Here is a 17,420-nt window from a genome sequence, read left to right as displayed (position 1 = left end):
CCGAGTTTAACGCCGCGTTCACTTTTGGGGCCCGGCGCATGTCGTTGTTGTACGCGGTCGTTTTCGCGAGCCGCTGTCGATCCAATCATCACCGCATCGCGGTGGATGCGCTGCGCCACTTGCAAGCGCCGCGCGCGGAGCGTTGGCGCGATCTGCTCTTGCATCATCACAAGGAATATCTCGAAGGCGCCAAGGCGCCCGACGAAGAATTCAAGGACTTCAAGAACCACGTCCTCCACGTGCGCGACAAAGATTGGGGCGGCGCGATTGAAGCGTGCCAGGAATGGTATCGCCGCACGGTTCGCGCGCTGGCCGAAAAAGATTGGAAGCAAGCGGCATGGTGCGCCGGCGTGATGAGCCACTATTACGTCGATCCGATTCAGCCGTTCCATACGCACCAAACCGAAGAAGAAAACGTCATCCATCGCGCGGTGGAGTGGAGTTTTTCCAAGTCGTACAAAGCCTTTCAGCACATCCTCGAGAACGATCTCGGCGGCTATCCTACCATGTCCACGCCGACCGGGGATAAGTGGCTGGCGGAAATGGTGAAGGCTGGCGCCAAGGCGTCCAACCCGCACTACGAAACCATCATCGAGCACTACGATTTCGCGCGTGGTGTGAAGGATCCGCCGGCTGGGTTGGATCAAGAGCTGAAGGACACGATCGCGAAGCTGGTCGGTCACGCCGCCGTCGGCTTGGCGCGCATATTGGATCGCGCGTTCGCGGAAGCCGCCGTGAAGCCGCCACAAGTCGCGGCTGGGCTCGATGCGTTTTTCCTCGCGTTGGAAATGCCGATCCAAGCCGTACTGAAGCTGATGGACGATGCGGCGGCGCGCAAGGAAGTCGCGGCGCAGTACGAAGAATTCCGCCGCACCGGCAAAGTGCGCGCGACATTGGGCGAAGACGACAAGGTCGTGCGTGAGTTGTACGCGGCTGAAGTGCTGAAGACGCCGCTCTCGTCGCTCGACGCCAAATGGCCGCGCGAGATCGGCGCCAAGGCAGGCGAGGGCGCGGAAGCGCGCGGCACGACGTCGAAGGCTGTTGCCGCGCCGAAGCAGACCGTTACCAGACCAATCGCCAAGCCGACCGCTGCCCCCAAGCCGAAGGTGATCGAACTTGATCCGCCAGTGCGGAGGGTTGCAGTCGTAGCTGAAGCGCCGCCGCCTACGCCGAAGCGCGAAATTCGAGTGCCGCGCGAGTTGCCGGTGGGTGCGCCGTTGGCGAAGAGAGACAAAGTGCTGCCGAAGCCGTCGCTGAGCGAAGGTGCGCCGGTCGTGCAAGCGCCGTCGATCGGGCCGAAAACTGCGAAGCGCTTGGAAGCTGTCGGCGTGCGCACGGTGTCTGATCTGCTGGCGATGAACGCGGACGAGGGCGAGCGCAGCATCGATACGCGCCACATCTCCGCGCAGGTGATCCGCGACTGGCAATCGCAGGCGCTGCTCGCATGCACGGTGCCCGGCTTGAAGTCACGCGAAGCGCAAGCGCTGGTGGCGTGTGGCGTCAACGATGTCGCCGAACTTTCGCAACTCGATGCCACCGAACTCTGCGACGCCGTCGCGCGCTGGGGCCTTTCCGAAGAAGGCCAACGCGCGTGGGGTTCGGCCGAGGCGCCAACCGAGGACGACGTCGCAACCTGGATCGAACGGGCGCGGCGTGCGTCGCAATCCGCCAACGTGGCGGCCTGAAGGAGCAAGCAATGAGCGCGACCTGGCAAATCCAAGCGATTCTCGACGACGCCACCGACGGCTTGCGTCTGGTCATGCACGCGACGCGTGAGGTCGATGGCGAAACGCAACAGACCTCGGACACGATGATCGTCGATCATCCGGCCGAGGCGCGGCTCGAGTGCAGCCGGTTTGCAAAAGTGCTCGGCGTTGAAGACTACGCGTTGGTCGATCGGCGCGACGCCGCCTAGATTCCCAACATCGTCAGCACGATCGCGGCGATCAGGATCAGCGCGATGAACGCGGTGAGGCCGCTCGCCACGATGCGCGCGGTCTTCAGCACGCGGTGACCTTTGATCGGCTTGTCGTCGCGCGGGGCAAGGGCAAACTTGCACATGAACGCGAAGATGCCGGCGACAGCCGCAACCGACGCGCCCGCAACAGCGCCTGCCATCAAAGCAGCGATGCCGGAGCAGATCGCGATCAAACCCAGGATGCCGTGGCCCTGGTTCATCACGTGCTTGACCAGCCGCTCGGCGCGCCCGGCGTCGAATTGCTTGAACGCCACCGGCGACAGCACGAACGAGAACAGCATGATCCAACCGATCGATGCGCCGGCGAGGACTATGGCGGTGGCTTGAGCGACTGCTTCCATGCCACGTGCCTAGCATGATTCCCGCGCGGAAGTCGGACCGGGCGCGGTATGATCGTCCCGCGTTACCTCTGTGCAGCGCGCCAGCCTTGAGTGACCTCGTCCTTGTGCGCAGCGAAGGCCGCGAGCACCTCGCTTTTCTCGCGCGCCGGCACTTCGAAGTGATCGAGCGTGCGGCCGAGTTCGGCGGCGACTTCGTCGAACTCCGCGGGAGAAATGCGCAGATCGCGGTGCGCTACCTCGAGGCCGACGTTGGTGCGGCCCGGCCTCGTCGGCGTGTATTGGTACGGGCCGCCGGAGACGCTGCAGACCCAAAGCGTGCGCATGAATTTGAGGCCGGGCAAACGTGTCAGGTTGCGCGTGTGCCATTCGCGCAGCTGTGGGTTTTGCGATTGCTGACCGACGATCGGGTTGCGCACCACCGCGTCGCTGAAGTGATCGACGACGGCGGCGATCGAAAACACGCCACCGAGACGGTCGTAGAGCGATGCATCCGCCTGCGCAGTCGCGGCAGGCGTGGCGCAACCTTCGACGCCGAGGATCGAGCTTGCGATCAACGCGCCGCCGGCTGCCTCCACCACCGTTCGGCGCGTCGCGGATGTTTCAGGTTTGACAGGTGTGCTCATGACGTCCTCCAGCAAGACCAGCGCGGCGCCCCGCCGAAGCGCGCCGGTTCGTGCATTGGATGCGGGAAGGAGGGCAGACGTTCCGCCGCGTGCAGCGGAATTGCGGAGCGGGCGCTACACTCAAGGGATCATGCCGCGGCGGCGCAGTTCGGCGACGGGGCCGTCGGGTCTGTCCTTGAACTCATACAAGGGTTTGGATTTCACCGGCGGCGTTGGCGGCGATGGCGCGCAGAGCGCTTCGACGTGCGCCTGCGCCGCGGCGATTGCGGCTTCGGCGCGAATGCGTTGGGTTTCCGCGGTGGCTTTGGCGGCGCGGAGTTTTGGTTCGAGGCGGAGCAAGCGTTCGGCGAGCAGCGCGGCGCGGGCGGCTTCGCGGTGATCGCCGCGTGCGGCGATCGAGAGTGCGCGTTCGGCGATGGCGCTGGCGCTGGCGTTGCGGGTGCGGCGTTCGTTTGAGTGGCGGCGTTTGGTTTCGTGCATGGGTTCGCGTTTTCGTTTCTCGTGTGAAGAAAAACGGAGGGCGGAGACGCCGGCTCGGCGCACTGGGCGCCATAGGCAAAAGGGAAACGTGTGCGCGAGCCGACGTCTCCGTGATGATTTATCGCCAGCGCACCGGGTGAGGAGCTGTTCGCTCCGGAGCCGGACGCCGGCGGCGAGCGGGTCGGATCCAACAGCGTGCTTGCGCACGCCTCCGATCCCGGACCGCGACGGTTTCAAGCCCCGCCGCCTAACTCTCGCTCATCACACTCCGCTTCACGCTTGGGCTGGTACCGAACGCCCCTCCGATGAAACGGGATGCAAGGAGTGTACGGCTGCGCGGGGAGGGGGCGGATAGATTTTTGTGCGGGTGTTGAATTTACACGCGAATCCCGCCGGAATCCATGGATAGACGACTCGTGAAATACTTCCGCCGATGGGACAGACTGAGCGACGACAAGTGCAGAAGAAGCTCAGGCGTTGGCTTTCGACGGCGCCGGACGAGGCGTTTTTTGACCTTTGTTGGGCGGTCAACGCTTTGCAGACCGGCAGAGAAGACGAAGCGCGACGGTTCATTGCCTATCCTTTGGGAGCTGCCACTCCTCGCTTCGAGTCCAAGTTCTCGATCTATCCGTGGGAGATCGAGACGTTACTCGGTGAGCTTTTGCTTACTGAGAAGTTCACACCTCGCGACGGCGCCAATCGAATTCTGAACGTTGGTAATTTTGGTGGATTGGCGACGTTGGTCCGTATCTTGCGCAAATTGGAGAACGAAGAGTCAGGAATCTATTTGAAGCGCGTCAGTATCCTGGACGAGCTGCACCGCATCGCTCAGCGAGAATTTCCTTGGCAGTCAGGCTATTTCAACGTCGTTCAGTTTTACCGGAACGCTTTCGTTTACGGAGGAAGTAAGTGCGGCGAGTACTTCGAACGCCTGCACGGGCTGACTCAGAATCAGTTCTCATTGGTTGGTTTCGCGACGTACATGCACTTCATGCGACAGCCAGCATATGGCGGCAGGCTCAATTTATTGTCGGTGGGAGTCTCGGCAGAAACCTGTGACGCGGCGTTTCGTTTGTTTTGTGCGCCTCTCACTACCGTTCGATCCAAGTACACTCGCGATTTCGAAGATGTCCGGGCGCGTTGGGGATTTATTCCGTCCGTGGCGTATCGACCAAGCGTCTTTCGACAGTTTCCAGTCGTCGAAACGTCCAACAGTATGTTTCGTTCTCCGTTGCCGGAGTTGATCCTCCAACGTGTCACGTCGGGCATCTATTATGATCTGACAGGTGGTGGTCAGGCGCTCAGAAACGAAGCGAGCGGACGCTTCGAACTTTACTGTGAGAATCTATGTCGGCAACTTATGCCGAGCCTCTTGGTCCAGCCGGAGAAAATCTATCGGGTTAGTGGCCAGGAGTTTCGTTCTCCCGATGTGCTGTTGTCGAGGAGAGGCCAGCTCGCGCTGGCTATCGAGTGCAAGGCGTCAAAACTCAATCTGGATGCACAGTATTCCGAGGATCCGGCATTTGTCGCAGAGGATGGATACAAACAACTTGCCAAGGGTGCCTACCAAGTCTGGCGATACTTCTCACATATTCGCAGGGGCATCGTGCAGGCAGAAATCGATGCTGAAGCTCATGGATTGGTGCTTACGCTCGACGCTTGGTTGCTTATGTCCCGAGGGTTGCGATCAGAAGTTCTGAGGATGGCTGATGCGATGGCCGCCGACGACCCCGGCATCTCGGAGGCAGACAAGCGGCCAGTAGTGTTCAGCGCAGTGAAAGATTTTGAACAGACGCTGATGGAATCCGACGAGGCGGGGTTCTTCGAGTCCGTGCGCCACGCTGCTACTGAAAGTTTCACAGGTTGGCTTCTGCCCGGCGTGCATAGAGAAATCGGCGGGAAGATTATAGAGAAGGAGTATCCCTTCCATTTGCGAGACGTATTGCCCTGGGTCGATGACCTGGAAGAAATGAAGAGCGGTCGCCTGTAGGCGTTAAACTAGGTGCGCGACCTCACACGCCGATCGTTCCTAGCACCGCCAGTACGGACGCGATGAACGCACACAGAGCGAGCGCGGTGCGGAAGGTGTGAACGCCGGCCCAGCGTGTCAGTTCTTTGGCGAGCGCTGGTTCGTCGAGGCGTCGCTCGGCGAAGGCGAGATTGGCGGCGCGAAAGTAGAACACGTACGTGGCCAGGATCACGAGAACCAAAGCCGCGGCCAACCAAGCGAAGAGGTTGATGCGCGGATAGTCGAGAAGCGTCGTCGCCGCTGCCGCCAGAGGGACCAGCGTGGCGCTGATCGTCAGCGGCGCGTAATAGCGATAGAGACGCGGCCCGAACTCGCCGTGCAGCCGGTTGAATTCGTCAAAGCTCAATGCCCTGAAATAGGGGACAAGAAGGAGCGCTTCCGTGAGGAGGCTGCCGGCGAATAGCCCAAGCACCAAGGTCGTCAAAACCGTCAGGGTTTCGATCATCGGTCACGCGCCTTCCGAGCTCGATCTGGTGTGTCGAGTCATTGTATAGGTCCGCCGCAGGTCACGTAGCTACTCCCGCAGCTTTCCCATCATCACCGTATCGCGCACACCGAGGTGCGTCTTCCAATTCCCGCGCAGCAGGCCTTCGCGCTGAAATCCGGCGCGCAAGAACAGCGAGATGCTGGCGTTGTTGTCGGGGTCGATGTCGGCGGCGATGCGGTGGAGGTTGAGGTGGGTGAAGCCGTAGTCGCAGACGAGCGTCACCGCTTTTGAGGCGAGGCCGCGGCCGGTGGCGTCGCGGCGCATGATGATGCCGATTTCGGCGACGCCTTCGCGCTGCACGAACAAGCCGATGCGGCCGAGCGCTTCGCCGCCGTCTTCGGTGATGGCCCAGCACTGTGCGCCGGGGAGGGCGAGCGTCTCTTCAATGTATTGCGCGGTCTGCGCGACGTTGGCGTGCGCGGGGCCGGACCAATAATGGTGCGTCTGCTCATCGCCGTGCGCGGCGAACAGCGCTTGCGCGTCGCCGACAACGAGTGGGCGCAGCACCACGCCGGGCGCTTCGAGAGTGGCTGGCGTCGGCATCAGGCTCGGTACGCGGCGCGCAGGTCGGCGGCGTCGTAGATGTGGGTGCGGAGATCACGGGCGAAGTGCTTGTCGCTCGCGCCGCGTCGCGAAGGATAATGCACGACACTGACGCCTTCGCGGCCAAGCGCCTGCCGGATCGCGGCTTTGGCGGCGGGCGAGACGTCGACGCCGTCGCGGCAGATGAAAACCAAGCCGGCTTGCGAGCACGCTTTTGCCGCTTCGCCAATCTCCCAGGCGACGTGATCGCTCACGTTGGTGAGATCGATGATGGCGACATCGACAGCGCCCAGGGATGACGTGACCGCTTCGCGCCAATTGGCGTCGGACACGCGCACAACCGAGGCGCCGCGCCTTTTGCCGCGTTGCAAGCGTTTCAGCAGATTGGGCAGCGTGCGAAAATCGTCGCGGTTCTTCGACATCATCGCGCCGATCGGGCCGGCGAGTGCGGCCGAGATCATCACGATCAGCACCGTCGCCAGGATGCCGAGGAAGAGGCCAACGAAGAGCAGAAGGCCGACCACGATCAGTGCGAACACGGCGCCAAGCGCGTTGCCGATGCCGGTTTGCAGATCTTGCGCGGGCGGCAGGTCCATAATGTCGGCCTGCGCATTCTCCCAGCCGGTGAAGACGGCGTAGGTGATGAGCGCGGCGATCGGAATGAACAGCAGCCAGAACACTGGCGCCAAGCGATTGCGGCGTTGTTCGAACGAGAGCTGCACGTCACGGTCTTGCAGTGTGAGCGCGCTGACGCCGTAACGCGAGAGCCGGTCGATAACGCGCGAGGTGCGGAACGCATCGCCGCCTTCGGCCTGGAAACGACGTAGCCACATTGCTTGCACGCGCTGCGGCGTCAGTGCGGCGTGGACGGAGTCGTATGTCCAGCGCGTGACAGTCCAGAACAGCAGCGCGCTTAGCGCGAGCACGCCGACCCAGAAGTAGCCGCCATCAGAGTCGAAGTCGGTGCTTGGGTCGGTGAAGAGGTGATAGATGAGATAGCCCATCGCCACGACGCCGGCGAAAGGCACGAGCGCCGCGATGAAGGCGAAGAAACCCGCGACGCCACGGTCGCCCGCGATGCGGCGGCTGATGTTGCGCTGTCCCATGTCGTCCCTCCCGTGCCGAGCCTAGCGCCGGGGGCGGAGCTTTTCCATGGGGTGACTTTTCCGTGGATCAATCACGTCGCCGCCTTCGCCCGTTCGCTGGCGCGCACTTTGACGCTTTCGCTGCGGAGCTGGCCGCAGGCGGCGAGGATGTCGCGGCCGCGCGGGGTGCGGATCGGTGAGGAATAGCCGGCGCGGTTCAGCACTTCGGCGAACTTCTCGATCGTGTCCCAGTCCGAGCATTCATAGTTTGTGCCCGGCCACGGATTGAACGGGATCAGATTGATCTTTGCTGGAATGCCCGCGAGCAGCTTCACCAAAGCCTTCGCTTCCGGCAGCGAGTCGTTCACGCCTTTCAGCATGACGTACTCGAACGTTACGCGCTTGGCATTGTTGAGCGAAGGATATGAGCGGATCGCGGCGAAGAGGTCTTCGAGATTGTACTTCTTGTTCAGCGGCACGAGCTGGTTGCGGAGTTCGTCATTGGTGGCGTGCAGCGAAATCGCCAGCATCGCGCCGGTGCGTTCGCCGAGCTCTTGAATGCGTGGCGCTACGCCAGCGGTGCTGACGGTGATGCGGCGGCGGCCGATCGAAATGCCGTCGCCGTCCGAGATGACCGCGATCGCGGTGTCGACATTATCTAGATTGTAGAGCGGCTCGCCCATGCCCATGAACACGATGTTGGTGAGCTGGCGGTCGCCATCGTTGAGTGGGCGCTCTTGCGTCGGCCATTCGGCCAACGCATCGCGCGCGATCATCACTTGCGTGACGATCTCCGCAGCCGTGAGGTTGCGCACCAGCTTCTGCGTGCCCGTGTGGCAGAACGTGCAATTCAGCGTGCAGCCGACTTGGCTGCTGACGCAAAGCGCACCCGCGCGGCCGACGCCGGGGATGAACACTGCCTCAGCTTCGACGCCGGGGCCAAGACGGATCAGCCACTTGCGCGTGCCATCCGTGCTGATCTGCTGCGTGACGATCTCCGGCCGCGCCAGCGTGTAGTGCTGCGCCAGCGTTGCGCGGAGTTCCTTCGCGACGTTGGTCATCGCGGCGAAATTGGTGACGCCGTAATGGTAGATCCAGCGCCACAGCTGCTCGGCGCGCATGCGCGCCTTCTTCAGCTCGACGCCAACGGCGACAAGCTTTTCGGCCAGTTCCGTCTTGGATAGGCCGGCGAGGGAGGGGAGAGCGGCGCTCACGCGCGGGTTATGGGCATGATGCTGCAACGCCGCAATCCCCAACACCGCCTAGGCGGGCTCTGCAATCGCTTGCCGCCAGGGATTTTGCAGGCTTAGCTCCCGCGGTTCCAAATCCGGGGAGGGATCATATGAACGACTATTCTCAATACGGCGGCGCCAGCGATCCAACGGCCATGATGGCGGCGATGGGGCCGTTTGTTGCGGTGTTCCTAATCGTGGGCCTCGCATTCTTCGTCTTCTACATTTTCTGCTGGTGGAAGATTTTCGCGAAGGCAGGTTACAGCGGGGCGCTTTCGCTCCTTAACCTCGCAATCATTATTCCGTTCATCGGCTGGTTGGTGCCAGTTATCCTCACCGCTTGGTTCGCGTTCGCCAAGTGGCCGGCGCTGAACAAGCCCTGAGGCTTGTCTGAGCGTCCGCTGGGCTACTGGTCGCTCGGCGGACGTTTCGGCAGTTTCAAGCGCGCTTCGCGGAAGGTGATGAACAGCGTCGAGGCGACGACGATGGCAGCGCCCGCCATGGCCAGCGGGTTGGGGATGTCTTGGAACAGGACGAAGCCGACAACGAGCGCAAACAGCAGGCGCGTGTAGTCGATCGGCGCCATGGCGACAGCGTCGCCGATCGACATGCCCTTGATGTAGCACATTTGCGCGACGAGCCCGCCGACTCCCATGGCGGCGAGTAAGCCGAGATCGGGCCAAGTCGGCCAGCGCCATTCCAGAATTGCGAACGGAATGGCGAGCACGAGACCGAGCACCGCACTCCAAACCGTCAACACCAGGACGCTGTGGTCGCGCGTCATGATTTTCATGCCGGTGATAGTGGTGGCGAACAGCGCAGCCGACGTAAGCGCGGCAAGGGCAGGCCAGCCACCGTGGCCGGCGACGGTTGGTTGCAAAATCAACAGCACGCCGCCGAAGCCAATGAGCGTGGCGCCGATGCGCCATGTGCCGATCGCTTCGCGCAGCACCAGCACGGCAAGCGGCACGATCCAGAGCGTGCGTGTGAAGGACAGCGCGTTGGCTTCGGCCAGCGGCAGCTCTTGGTAGGCGTAGAAGGCAAGGATCACCGAGAAGGTGCCGACTAGCGCTCGGTAAAGCAGAATGCCTGGCCGATTGGTGCTGAACGCGGCCTTTGGATCGCGCAGCATGATCGGCAGCAGCACCAAAGTCGCCGCGACCTGGCGGTAGAACGTCTGCAACGCCGGCGAATAATCGTCGCCGAGGAACTTCACCAGCGTCGTCATCAGCGTGAACGCGAGCGCTGAGCCCAGCATCCAGAGCGCGCCGCGGACGTTGCGCGAGACTGTGCTGGTTGGCGCCGCCGGTTCGCTCACGTGCGCTGCTTCAACCGCTCCGTCATCTCCGGCGGCGGGCCGCCGGGCATGATCGGGCGCGCTGGATAGCCACCGTGCGCGAGCAAGCGGTCGTACATCACCAGCGCGCCGGCGAGGCCTACATTGATGCAAAACTTGGTCGGGATCTTCACGACGTGGGCGCAGCGCGACAGCAGCGCCGGGGACAGCGAGCCACGCTCGCGGCCGAGAATGTAGGCGGCGGCGCTCGGGTGCTGGAATCGCGGCAGCTCCACGGCGTCGTCGGTCAGCTCGACGCCGACCAGCGCGCAGCCCTTCGGCAAACGCAGATCGTCCAGCGTGTCGTACGGATAGTACGCCATGTGATCGAAGCTGCGGGAGGTGTCGCTATTATAGGCTTCGCGCACTTTGGGGTGCGCGTTGACGGTGAAGAAGAAACTCGCGCCGAACGCATGAGCGGTGCGCATCAGCGCACCCAAATTCATTGGCTTCGAAATCTCCTCAGCACCGATGCCGAAATAGCCGCGCATCACCAGAGGCTTGGCAACCAGCTGTTCAGCGCGCGGCCGCGGCAGTTTTCGAACGAACCGCTGGAGACGCCGGTGAGTGTAGCACTGCCGCCGCTCTTGGTGAGCGTCACCGTGCCGTTGGAATAGCTGCCTTCGCCGTTGGGCAACAGCCGCTGGGTTTGGCCGCCCGCATACACTTCAACACTGCCCGCGACGTCGCGCGAGTTGAATTCGCGGCCGCTGTCGCAAGTATAATTGGTGCGTTCGCCTTCGCTGAAATCGTGCGAAACGCAGGCGCCGAGCGTCAACAGCGCGGCGCAGAGCAGGATTGAATTCTTCATGTCTGTCCCTCGTAGTCGACGCGTTCAGCGTCGGCAATTATTGTAAGGCCCGCCATGGGCGCCGTTGAGCGTCGCTTCGCCGCCATGCTCCCAATATTCAACCGAGCCGTTGGTGTAGCGCGTGCCCGAACCAGCCGCCACGCCCGGAAGAACGTAGACCTGGCCACCCGCGAACACTTCAGCGGCGCCGTTATTGTTGATCCGCGCTGAGAAGGCGGCGGCGCCGTCACAGTCCCAATCGACGCGCGGTCCGCCGGGCGCGCCGCCGCTGGCGCACGCGGCGAGTGAAAGGACGGCGGCGGCGGCGAGGAGCGTCTTCATCGGATCACCTCTATTGGAACGTCTTTACTTCGCGCCGCCCGGATGAGGACGCGATTCCCCGTTTCATACCCTGACTTGCGAACGGGGCGGCAATGTTTCCGTGCGCGTCCACCGCGATCAGCCCGCCATAACCACCCAGCTCACGCACGTCTTCGATGACGCTGGCGGCGGCGGACTCGAGCGTCTGGCCAGCATAGGCGATGCGGGCGGAAACGTCGGCTGCCGCGTTTACGCGTATGAAATATTCGCCCAAGCCTGTGCAGGAGATAGCGGCGCGCCGATCGGCCCAGCACCCAGCGCCGATGATCGGGGTGTCCCCGACGCGGCCCGGCATCTTGCCGCCGAGACCGCCGGTGGAGGTGGCGGCGGCGAGCTTGCCGGAAATGTCGAGCGCCACTGCACCGATCGTGCCCGAACCGCTCTCTGGGCCGGGCAGGCCGCTCTCGGCGGGCGTGTAGTAGCTCTTCGGGTCTTCGACGCGCGCCAGGTTCTGCGCGGCGGCGAACGCCCCGGCGCCATCCCCAACCAGCAGCACATGCGGCGTGTGTTCCATCACCGCACGCGCGGCGCGGATCGGGGAGACGAAACCACGCAGACCGGCGACGGCGCCGGCGTTGCGCGTGTCGCCGTCCATGATTGACGCATCCAGTTCGACGACACCGGCCGCGTTCGGCGCGGCGCCTTTGCCGGCAACGTGCAAGCCGCTGGCTTCCAACGCCTCCGCCATCGCGGTGACCACGTCGAGCGCACTCACGCCGCGCGTCAGCATCGCCGCGCCCTCGTCGAGCAGGGCGGCCATGTGCGCTTCTTCTTGTTTGTAGGCGCGCTCAGCGATGGCGCCGGCGCCGCCATGGAGCGCCAAGGCCCAAGTCACGGTCATGGGCCGCTTATAGCGCTACTCGCGCGGCGCGACAGTGGAACCCTTGTTGAACAGATGACCTTCCTTCCACCCCACATAGAGCGCGACCAGGGTCGCGGTCGGAATGAAGGCGTCGGCCTGCTCGGTGAAATCGACCATCTCCAGCAAGTTCACGAGCCCCGCTGGTCCCCACAGGGCGTAGAGCACGATCGTGCCCACGCCCTCGGTCACCGTGCCGAAGATCGGGATGCGGCCCAGGGTGAAATCGAACAGATCGATAACGATGGAGAAGGCCAGCCTCAGAAAATAACCGCGTTGCGTCATCGCGGGAAAGCGCCCTCAGTTCGAAGGACCGAGCTCGCGACGGTCTGCCCGGTCTCAGTTGCATAAAGAAGGTTCTGCTCGCCAGAACCATAGCCTGCAGATGCTCCCGCGGGTCGCCGCCACCGATAGATAATTCCGCATGCCCAGCGCGGAAAGTCCGCACGTGTGAAGCCGACTGGCAGAGTGACGCGAATGGTGAGTGTTCCGTTGTAGGCGCCGTCGATAAGCGGGATGGGAACGTAGGTGTAGCCCGCGCCCGCCGGCAGTCGGCGCAGGCCTTCCACCCCGCAAGTCGCGTCAGCGCTTTCCATGTTGCGCATATTTTCAATGCGAACCGGCAGGGTGAACACGTAATCCTCTGCGCGAGCTTCGACCGACAAGAGCGCGGTGGTGAAGGCGATGACGCTAAGCAGCATACGCATGGCCGAGATCCTCATTGACCAATAACGGAGAGTTCAGGCGAAGTAACAGCAATCGGCGGCGCGGCTGGAGGTGGCACATAGGCGCCGCCGCCGATAATACTGATTTCCGATGATGTGACGGCGATTGGCGGCAACGCAGCCGGCGGCACGTACGCGCCGCCGCCGATAACGGACAGCTCCGGCGAGGTCACCGCAATCGGCCCTGAAGAAGTCGCCGGCGGCGGTGGCGGCGGTGGCGGAGGTGGTGGTGGCGGAGGTGGTGGTGGTGGTGGTGGTGGTGGCGGCGGTGACGATGGCGTGTTGGACGGCACGCCGTTGCACTGTGCGAGCTGCCCGGCGTTCAGCATAGCGCCTTGACGGCCGTACGAGACGATTGTGCCGATCTCGCGCGCCAACGCCGCGCAGGCGCCGACACCCGGTTGCGCCCACGGCCCGGTAACGGTGCAGCTTGCGCCCTGGCAGGCCCAAGTGATCCCCGACGCCGTCACCGCGCCAGACCGGCGCACAGGCGCGGCGGTGCGCGCGGTGTAGACGTACGTGCCGAGTTGCAGTTGGGGCGCGGGCAGCGTGGGTTGCTGACGCTGAATCTGTTGTGCCGGGGGCAGTTGCACCGTTTGCGCGTGCGCGGTCGCGACAATCGCAACGAGCAGAGCGGCCGCCAGTGTCCTGAACATCCCCGCACCTCTGGGCCGGGACCTTAGCACCGCGCGCTTGCCCGGCAAGCGCCGCCTTGTGCGCGGGCGGTGCTATCCACTAGCGTGTGAGCAACAAGGAGCCATCGATGAAAGCGCTGCTGAGCACACGGCCGGGGCCGCCGGAAGAACTGGAACTGGCGGAGATCGCCGATCCGGTGGCGGGCGAGGGCGAAGTCGTCATCGCCGTGAAGGCCGCGGGCGTGAATTTCCCCGACGTGCTGATCATCGAGGATAAATATCAGTTCAAACCGGAGCGCCCGTTCTCGCCGGGCGGCGAAGTCGCTGGCGTGGTTGAGAGCGTCGGCCCGGGCGTCGAGCATGTGAAGGTCGGCCAGCGCGTGATCGGTTCGCTCGGTTGGGGGGGCTATGCGGAGAAGGTGAAAGTCCCCGCCGCGCGCACCATGCCGATTCCGGACGCGATGCCGTTCGATGAAGCGAGCGCCTTCATCCTCACTTACGGCACCTCGTACTACGCGCTGAAGGACCGCGGCCAAGTGAAAGCTGGTGAGACCGTGCTCATCCTCGGCGCTGCTGGCGGCGTCGGTGTCGCCGCGATCGAGTTGGCGAAAGCCATGGGCGCGCGTGTCGTCGGCGCCGTGTCGAGCGAAGAGAAGGCGGAGTTCGCCAAAGCCTGCGGCGCGGACTCAACGGTGGTCTATCCGGCGAGCGCCTTTGCGAAAGAGCAAAGCAAGGCGCTGGCGGATGCGTTCAAGCAGGCCACCAATGGCGGCGCGGACGTCGTCTATGACGCGGTCGGCGGCGATTACTGCGAGCCGGCGTTGCGCGCGATGAACTGGAACGGGCGATATCTGGTTGTAGGTTTCCCAGCCGGCATTCCAACGCCGCCGCTCAATCTCACGCTACTGAAGTCAACGTCGATCGTTGGCGTGTTCTGGGGCGCATCGACCGTGCGCGAGCCCGAGCTGCACAAAGGCAACGTCCGCGACCTCTTCAAACTCTACGCCGAAGGCAAGATCAAGCCGCGCATCTCGGCGCGCTATAAGCTTGCGGAAGGCGGCAAAGCTATCCGCGCGCTGAGCGATCGCACCGCGACAGGCAAGCTTGTCGTGGTGATGGAGTGATGACGCCCGGCGCCGCGATCGCCGCGGCGTGGATTGTGTGGCTGTTGACCTGGGTGCTGGCTGCGGGCTGGAGCGCGCGCACGGCGTCGCATCATGATCTCGGATCGGAAAGCCCCAGCCGCGTGCTGACGCTCGCGGCGATCGTGATGATCATGACGTCGTATTGGCCAATGGGCTTTGGCGTGCTCTGGGTTTCGCCACCGTTGGTCGGCTGGGCGACGTTGACGTTGGTCGCGGGCGGTTTGCTGTTCACCTGGGCGGCGCGGCTGCATCTGGGGCCGCTCTGGTCAAGCACTTCAGCGCCGACGGAAGATCACCGCATCGTCGACACCGGCCCCTACGGCATCGTGCGCCATCCCGTGTACGCCGGGCTGTTGCTTGCAGTGATCGCGACGGCGGCGGAGCGCGGCCGCGTCGAGGCAGTCGCAGGCGCGTTGGTGCTGATCGCGGCAGTATCGCTGCGCGCGAAGCTGGAGGAGCGCTTCTTGCGGCGTGACCTCGGCGATGATGCGTACGGCGCCTATCGCCGCCGCGTGCCGATGCTGATCCCGTTTGCGAAAGTGCGCACTTAGCGCTTCTGATACCCAGCCAGCGCCTCGCAAACCCAACGCGCCGCCGTCAGCGCGCTGATCGCGGCAACGTCGAGCGACGGATCGAACTCGGTGAGATCGACGCTCCTCACTTTAGGATGCGCACAGATGAACCGCGTGGCGTCGAAGAAATCCTGGACGCCGACGCCGCCAGGCCGCGCGCCCGACGCGCCCGGCATCGCGCTGCGCTCGACGACATCGATGTCGAAATCGACATGGATCACGTCGCACTTGGCCGCGAGCCGCGCGAGCGCGTTTTCGGCAATGACGGCTAGGCCTTGCGCTTTGCACGCCGCCGCGGTGGCGACGTAAATGCCGGCTGACTTCGCTTTGTCATGCGCCTTCCTGGTGTTGGCGAACGGCAGCAGGCCTATCTGCGCGATGTGCGCACCGGGAAGCCCGTCTTCGAGCAACGCTTGAATCGGATTGCCGTTGGTCAAACCGCAATCGGTGTCGCGGAGATCGAAGTGCGCATCGAGTGTCAGCACGCCGACGCGCTGCAGCATGGCGTCGAGCGCATGAACGCATGGCCGTGTCACGGCATTGTTGCCGCCGAGCACGATGGTAAGCTGATGTTCGCGCGTCAGCGGCATCAGCGTTTCCACAATCGGCGCAAACGCTTCAGCCGGTTGGGTGCGCTCAAGGCCAATGTCGCCGGCGTCGAAGATTCGCACGCTGGAGAGATCGGTTTCGGTTTCCAGATCATAGACGCTCATCCGCTTCATCGCCGCGCGCACGGTTTCCGGCGCGAGGTCGCAGCGGCCCGGCGTGATCGAGCCCAAGCCCAACGGCGCGCCGATCAGCGCAACGGGCGCGGTCCCGTCTTGCGTCAATAAATCGGCGGCGGAGAACCAGGAGCGGCAATCGGAGTCGGAATTCATGGTGTGTTATGGACCGCCGGCGCCGCGCCGGCCAGCACCGGAGTTGCCGGCGAGGGCGCCGGCGGTCCATAGAGACGCGATGTTCGACACGCTCTGGACTGATTGCAATCTCGCCACCATGCGCGAAGGCGGCGCGGCCTATGGCGCGATCGAACGGGGCGCCATCGGCGTAAAGGACGGCCGCATCGCCTGGGTCGGCTACGCCGCGGATGCGCCCAGCGAAGCGCGCGACGTGCGCCGCTGTGACGGCGCCTGGATCACGCCGGGGCTGGTGGAGTGCCACACCCATCTCGTGTTCGGCGGCGATCGCGCGCTCGAGTTCGAGATGCGCTTGCAGGGCGCGAGCTACGAAGACATCGCCCGCGCCGGCGGCGGCATCGTCTCCACCGTTGCCGCAACGCGCGCGGCGTCGAAGGATGAGTTGATTGAAAGCGCCGCGCGTCGGCTGGCAGGGCTCACGCGTGAAGGCGTCACCACGATCGAGATCAAAAGCGGCTACGGCCTCGATCTCGAGACGGAACTGAAGATGCTCGAAGCCGCGGGCGACCTCGCATCGCGCGCCAACGTCCGCGTCAAGCGCACGTTCCTTGGCCTTCACGCCCTCCCGCCCGAGTTTCGCGACGACCGCGCCGCCTACGTGCAGCTCGTCGCCGATGTGATGATCCCGGCGATCGCCACGGCGGGCGCGGCCGATGCAGTAGACGCATTCTGCGAAGGCATCGGCTTCACCACGGAAGAGGTGGACTATGTCTTTGCCGCCGCGCGCGAACACGGCCTCGACGTTAAGCTCCATGCCGAGCAGCTCAGCAATCTCCACGGCGCGGCCTTGGCGGCGCGGCATAAGGCGCTCTCGGCGGATCACCTTGAATATCTCGACGACGCAGGCATCGCGGAAATGGCGCGCGCCGGCACGGTCGCCGTGTTGCTACCGGGCGCGTTCTACTTCCTGCGCGAAAAACAACTGCCGCCGATCGCTGCGCTCCGCGCTGCTGGTGTGAAGATGGCCGTGGCAGGGGACTGCAATCCCGGTACATCCCCGATGACGTCGCCTCTGATCGCGCTCAGCATGGCGTGCACGCTCTTTCGGCTGACCCCGGAGGAGGCGCTCGCCGGCATGACGCGCGAAGGCGCCCGGGCGCTCGGCCTGCTCGATGACATCGGCACGCTAGAAGTCGGCAAGGCGGCGGACCTCGCCATCTGGAATGTGAAAACGCCTGCCGAGCTTTCGTACTGGATCGGCGCGCCTCTGTTGCGAGAGCGTGTACTTTCGGGTCGCGTGGTCTAAACTAGAACGAACTTTC

At 63.9% G+C, this 17,420-nt stretch carries 23 protein-coding genes; 7 read left to right on the top strand and 16 right to left on the bottom strand.

What is annotated here, in order from left to right:
• The first annotated feature begins 38 nt into the window (after positions 1-38).
• Both DSM104635_RS17715 and DSM104635_RS17710 read left to right on the top strand, forming a co-directional pair.
• Complete coding sequence (locus DSM104635_RS17715) at positions 39-1,685, top strand: DUF4332 domain-containing protein (protein WP_158767496.1); 1,647 nt, start codon at positions 39-41, stop codon at positions 1,683-1,685.
• 11 nt (positions 1,686-1,696) lie between these two features.
• Positions 1,697-1,915, top strand: coding sequence for a hypothetical protein (locus tag DSM104635_RS17710; RefSeq protein WP_158767495.1), 219 nt, complete (start codon positions 1,697-1,699; stop codon positions 1,913-1,915).
• On the opposite strand, the gene DSM104635_RS17705 is transcribed toward DSM104635_RS17710, so the two are convergent.
• The 3 genes from DSM104635_RS17705 to DSM104635_RS17695 all read right to left on the bottom strand — a co-directional run bounded on the left by DSM104635_RS17705 (position 1,912) and on the right by DSM104635_RS17695 (position 3,422).
• Positions 1,912-2,319: a hypothetical protein gene (locus DSM104635_RS17705; protein WP_158767494.1), complete on the bottom strand. Its 408-nt coding sequence runs from the start codon at positions 2,317-2,319 to the stop codon at positions 1,912-1,914. The two genes, DSM104635_RS17710 and DSM104635_RS17705, sit on opposite strands and share 4 nt — an antisense overlap.
• 62 nt (positions 2,320-2,381) lie before the next feature.
• Positions 2,382-2,942, bottom strand: a complete 561-nt coding sequence (locus tag DSM104635_RS17700) for a group I truncated hemoglobin (protein ID WP_158767493.1) — start codon at positions 2,940-2,942, stop codon at positions 2,382-2,384.
• Between the two features lie 120 nt (positions 2,943-3,062).
• Positions 3,063-3,422: a hypothetical protein gene (locus tag DSM104635_RS17695; RefSeq protein WP_158767492.1), complete on the bottom strand. Its 360-nt coding sequence runs from the start codon at positions 3,420-3,422 to the stop codon at positions 3,063-3,065.
• Positions 3,423-3,879: 457 nt separating this feature from the next.
• Here DSM104635_RS17695 and DSM104635_RS17690 point away from each other — a divergent pair, with 457 nt between their 5' ends.
• Positions 3,880-5,412, top strand: coding sequence for a hypothetical protein (locus tag DSM104635_RS17690; RefSeq protein WP_158767491.1), 1,533 nt, complete (start codon positions 3,880-3,882; stop codon positions 5,410-5,412).
• Positions 5,413-5,434: 22 nt separating this feature from the next.
• Here DSM104635_RS17690 and DSM104635_RS17685 read toward each other — a convergent pair whose 3' ends face one another.
• The 4 genes from DSM104635_RS17685 to rlmN form a co-directional block, all read right to left on the bottom strand.
• On the bottom strand, positions 5,435-5,896 hold the full coding sequence (locus tag DSM104635_RS17685) for a hypothetical protein (protein ID WP_158767490.1): 462 nt from the start codon (positions 5,894-5,896) through the stop codon (positions 5,435-5,437).
• Positions 5,897-5,965: 69 nt separating this feature from the next.
• Entirely contained in the window at positions 5,966-6,481 is a 516-nt protein-coding gene (locus DSM104635_RS17680; protein ID WP_158767489.1) for a GNAT family N-acetyltransferase, read from the bottom strand.
• Positions 6,481-7,587, bottom strand: coding sequence for a hypothetical protein (locus DSM104635_RS17675; protein ID WP_158767488.1), 1,107 nt, complete (start codon positions 7,585-7,587; stop codon positions 6,481-6,483). Before DSM104635_RS17675 ends, DSM104635_RS17680 begins: the two co-directional genes overlap by 1 nt.
• Before the next feature lie 71 nt (positions 7,588-7,658).
• Positions 7,659-8,822: a dual-specificity RNA methyltransferase RlmN gene (gene rlmN / locus DSM104635_RS17670; protein ID WP_228446077.1), complete on the bottom strand. Its 1,164-nt coding sequence runs from the start codon at positions 8,820-8,822 to the stop codon at positions 7,659-7,661.
• Between the two features lie 86 nt (positions 8,823-8,908).
• On the opposite strand from rlmN, the gene DSM104635_RS17665 reads away from it, so the two are divergent.
• A complete protein-coding gene (locus DSM104635_RS17665) occupies positions 8,909-9,181 on the top strand; it encodes a hypothetical protein (RefSeq protein WP_228445747.1) in 273 nt (90 codons plus the stop codon).
• A gap of 23 nt (positions 9,182-9,204) precedes the next feature.
• Here the strand turns inward: DSM104635_RS17665 and DSM104635_RS17660 are convergent, their stop codons facing one another.
• From DSM104635_RS17660 to DSM104635_RS19800, 8 genes are read right to left on the bottom strand one after another with little or no spacing between them, the layout of a single operon-like run.
• Complete coding sequence (locus DSM104635_RS17660) at positions 9,205-10,116, bottom strand: DMT family transporter (protein WP_267129049.1); 912 nt, start codon at positions 10,114-10,116, stop codon at positions 9,205-9,207.
• Positions 10,113-10,625, bottom strand: coding sequence for an RNA methyltransferase (locus DSM104635_RS17655; protein ID WP_158767486.1), 513 nt, complete (start codon positions 10,623-10,625; stop codon positions 10,113-10,115). Before DSM104635_RS17655 ends, DSM104635_RS17660 begins: the two co-directional genes overlap by 4 nt.
• Positions 10,625-10,945: a hypothetical protein gene (locus DSM104635_RS17650; protein WP_158767485.1), complete on the bottom strand. Its 321-nt coding sequence runs from the start codon at positions 10,943-10,945 to the stop codon at positions 10,625-10,627. Before DSM104635_RS17650 ends, DSM104635_RS17655 begins: the two co-directional genes overlap by 1 nt.
• 24 nt (positions 10,946-10,969) lie before the next feature.
• Positions 10,970-11,266, bottom strand: coding sequence for an MliC family protein (locus DSM104635_RS17645; RefSeq protein ID WP_158767484.1), 297 nt, complete (start codon positions 11,264-11,266; stop codon positions 10,970-10,972).
• A gap of 10 nt (positions 11,267-11,276) precedes the next feature.
• On the bottom strand, positions 11,277-12,146 hold the full coding sequence (locus DSM104635_RS17640) for an isoaspartyl peptidase/L-asparaginase family protein (protein WP_158767483.1): 870 nt from the start codon (positions 12,144-12,146) through the stop codon (positions 11,277-11,279).
• A 15-nt stretch (positions 12,147-12,161) separates the two neighbouring features.
• Entirely contained in the window at positions 12,162-12,449 is a 288-nt protein-coding gene (locus DSM104635_RS17635) for a hypothetical protein (protein WP_158767482.1), read from the bottom strand.
• Positions 12,446-12,871, bottom strand: a complete 426-nt coding sequence (locus DSM104635_RS17630) for a hypothetical protein (RefSeq protein ID WP_158767481.1) — start codon at positions 12,869-12,871, stop codon at positions 12,446-12,448. Before DSM104635_RS17630 ends, DSM104635_RS17635 begins: the two co-directional genes overlap by 4 nt.
• Before the next feature lie 11 nt (positions 12,872-12,882).
• Complete coding sequence (locus tag DSM104635_RS19800; RefSeq protein WP_187448155.1) at positions 12,883-13,545, bottom strand: DUF8200 family protein; 663 nt, start codon at positions 13,543-13,545, stop codon at positions 12,883-12,885.
• A 107-nt stretch (positions 13,546-13,652) separates the two neighbouring features.
• Between DSM104635_RS19800 and DSM104635_RS17615 the strand changes: the two genes are divergently transcribed.
• The gene (locus tag DSM104635_RS17615) at positions 13,653-14,648 is read left to right on the top strand and encodes an NADPH:quinone oxidoreductase family protein (protein WP_158767478.1); all 996 of its coding nucleotides are present in this window, start codon (positions 13,653-13,655) and stop codon (positions 14,646-14,648) included.
• A complete protein-coding gene (locus tag DSM104635_RS17610; protein ID WP_158767477.1) occupies positions 14,648-15,220 on the top strand; it encodes a methyltransferase family protein in 573 nt (190 codons plus the stop codon). The genes DSM104635_RS17615 and DSM104635_RS17610 overlap by 1 nt, the downstream gene beginning before the upstream one ends.
• Here the strand turns inward: DSM104635_RS17610 and DSM104635_RS17605 are convergent.
• Positions 15,217-16,119 (bottom strand): agmatinase family protein, encoded by a 903-nt coding sequence (locus tag DSM104635_RS17605; protein WP_158767476.1) that lies wholly within the window; start codon positions 16,117-16,119, stop codon positions 15,217-15,219. The two genes, DSM104635_RS17610 and DSM104635_RS17605, sit on opposite strands and share 4 nt — an antisense overlap.
• A 79-nt stretch (positions 16,120-16,198) precedes the next feature.
• Between DSM104635_RS17605 and hutI the strand changes: the two genes are divergently transcribed.
• Complete coding sequence (hutI, locus tag DSM104635_RS17600) at positions 16,199-17,404, top strand: imidazolonepropionase (protein ID WP_158767475.1); 1,206 nt, start codon at positions 16,199-16,201, stop codon at positions 17,402-17,404.
• The last annotated feature ends 16 nt before the right edge of the window (positions 17,405-17,420 follow it).

This window comes from Terricaulis silvestris (assembly GCF_009792355.1).
GTDB lineage: Bacteria > Pseudomonadota > Alphaproteobacteria > Caulobacterales > Aquidulcibacteraceae > Vitreimonas > Vitreimonas silvestris.
Note: the sequence above shows the minus strand (reverse complement) of the source record. Positions and strands in the feature narration are given on the sequence as shown.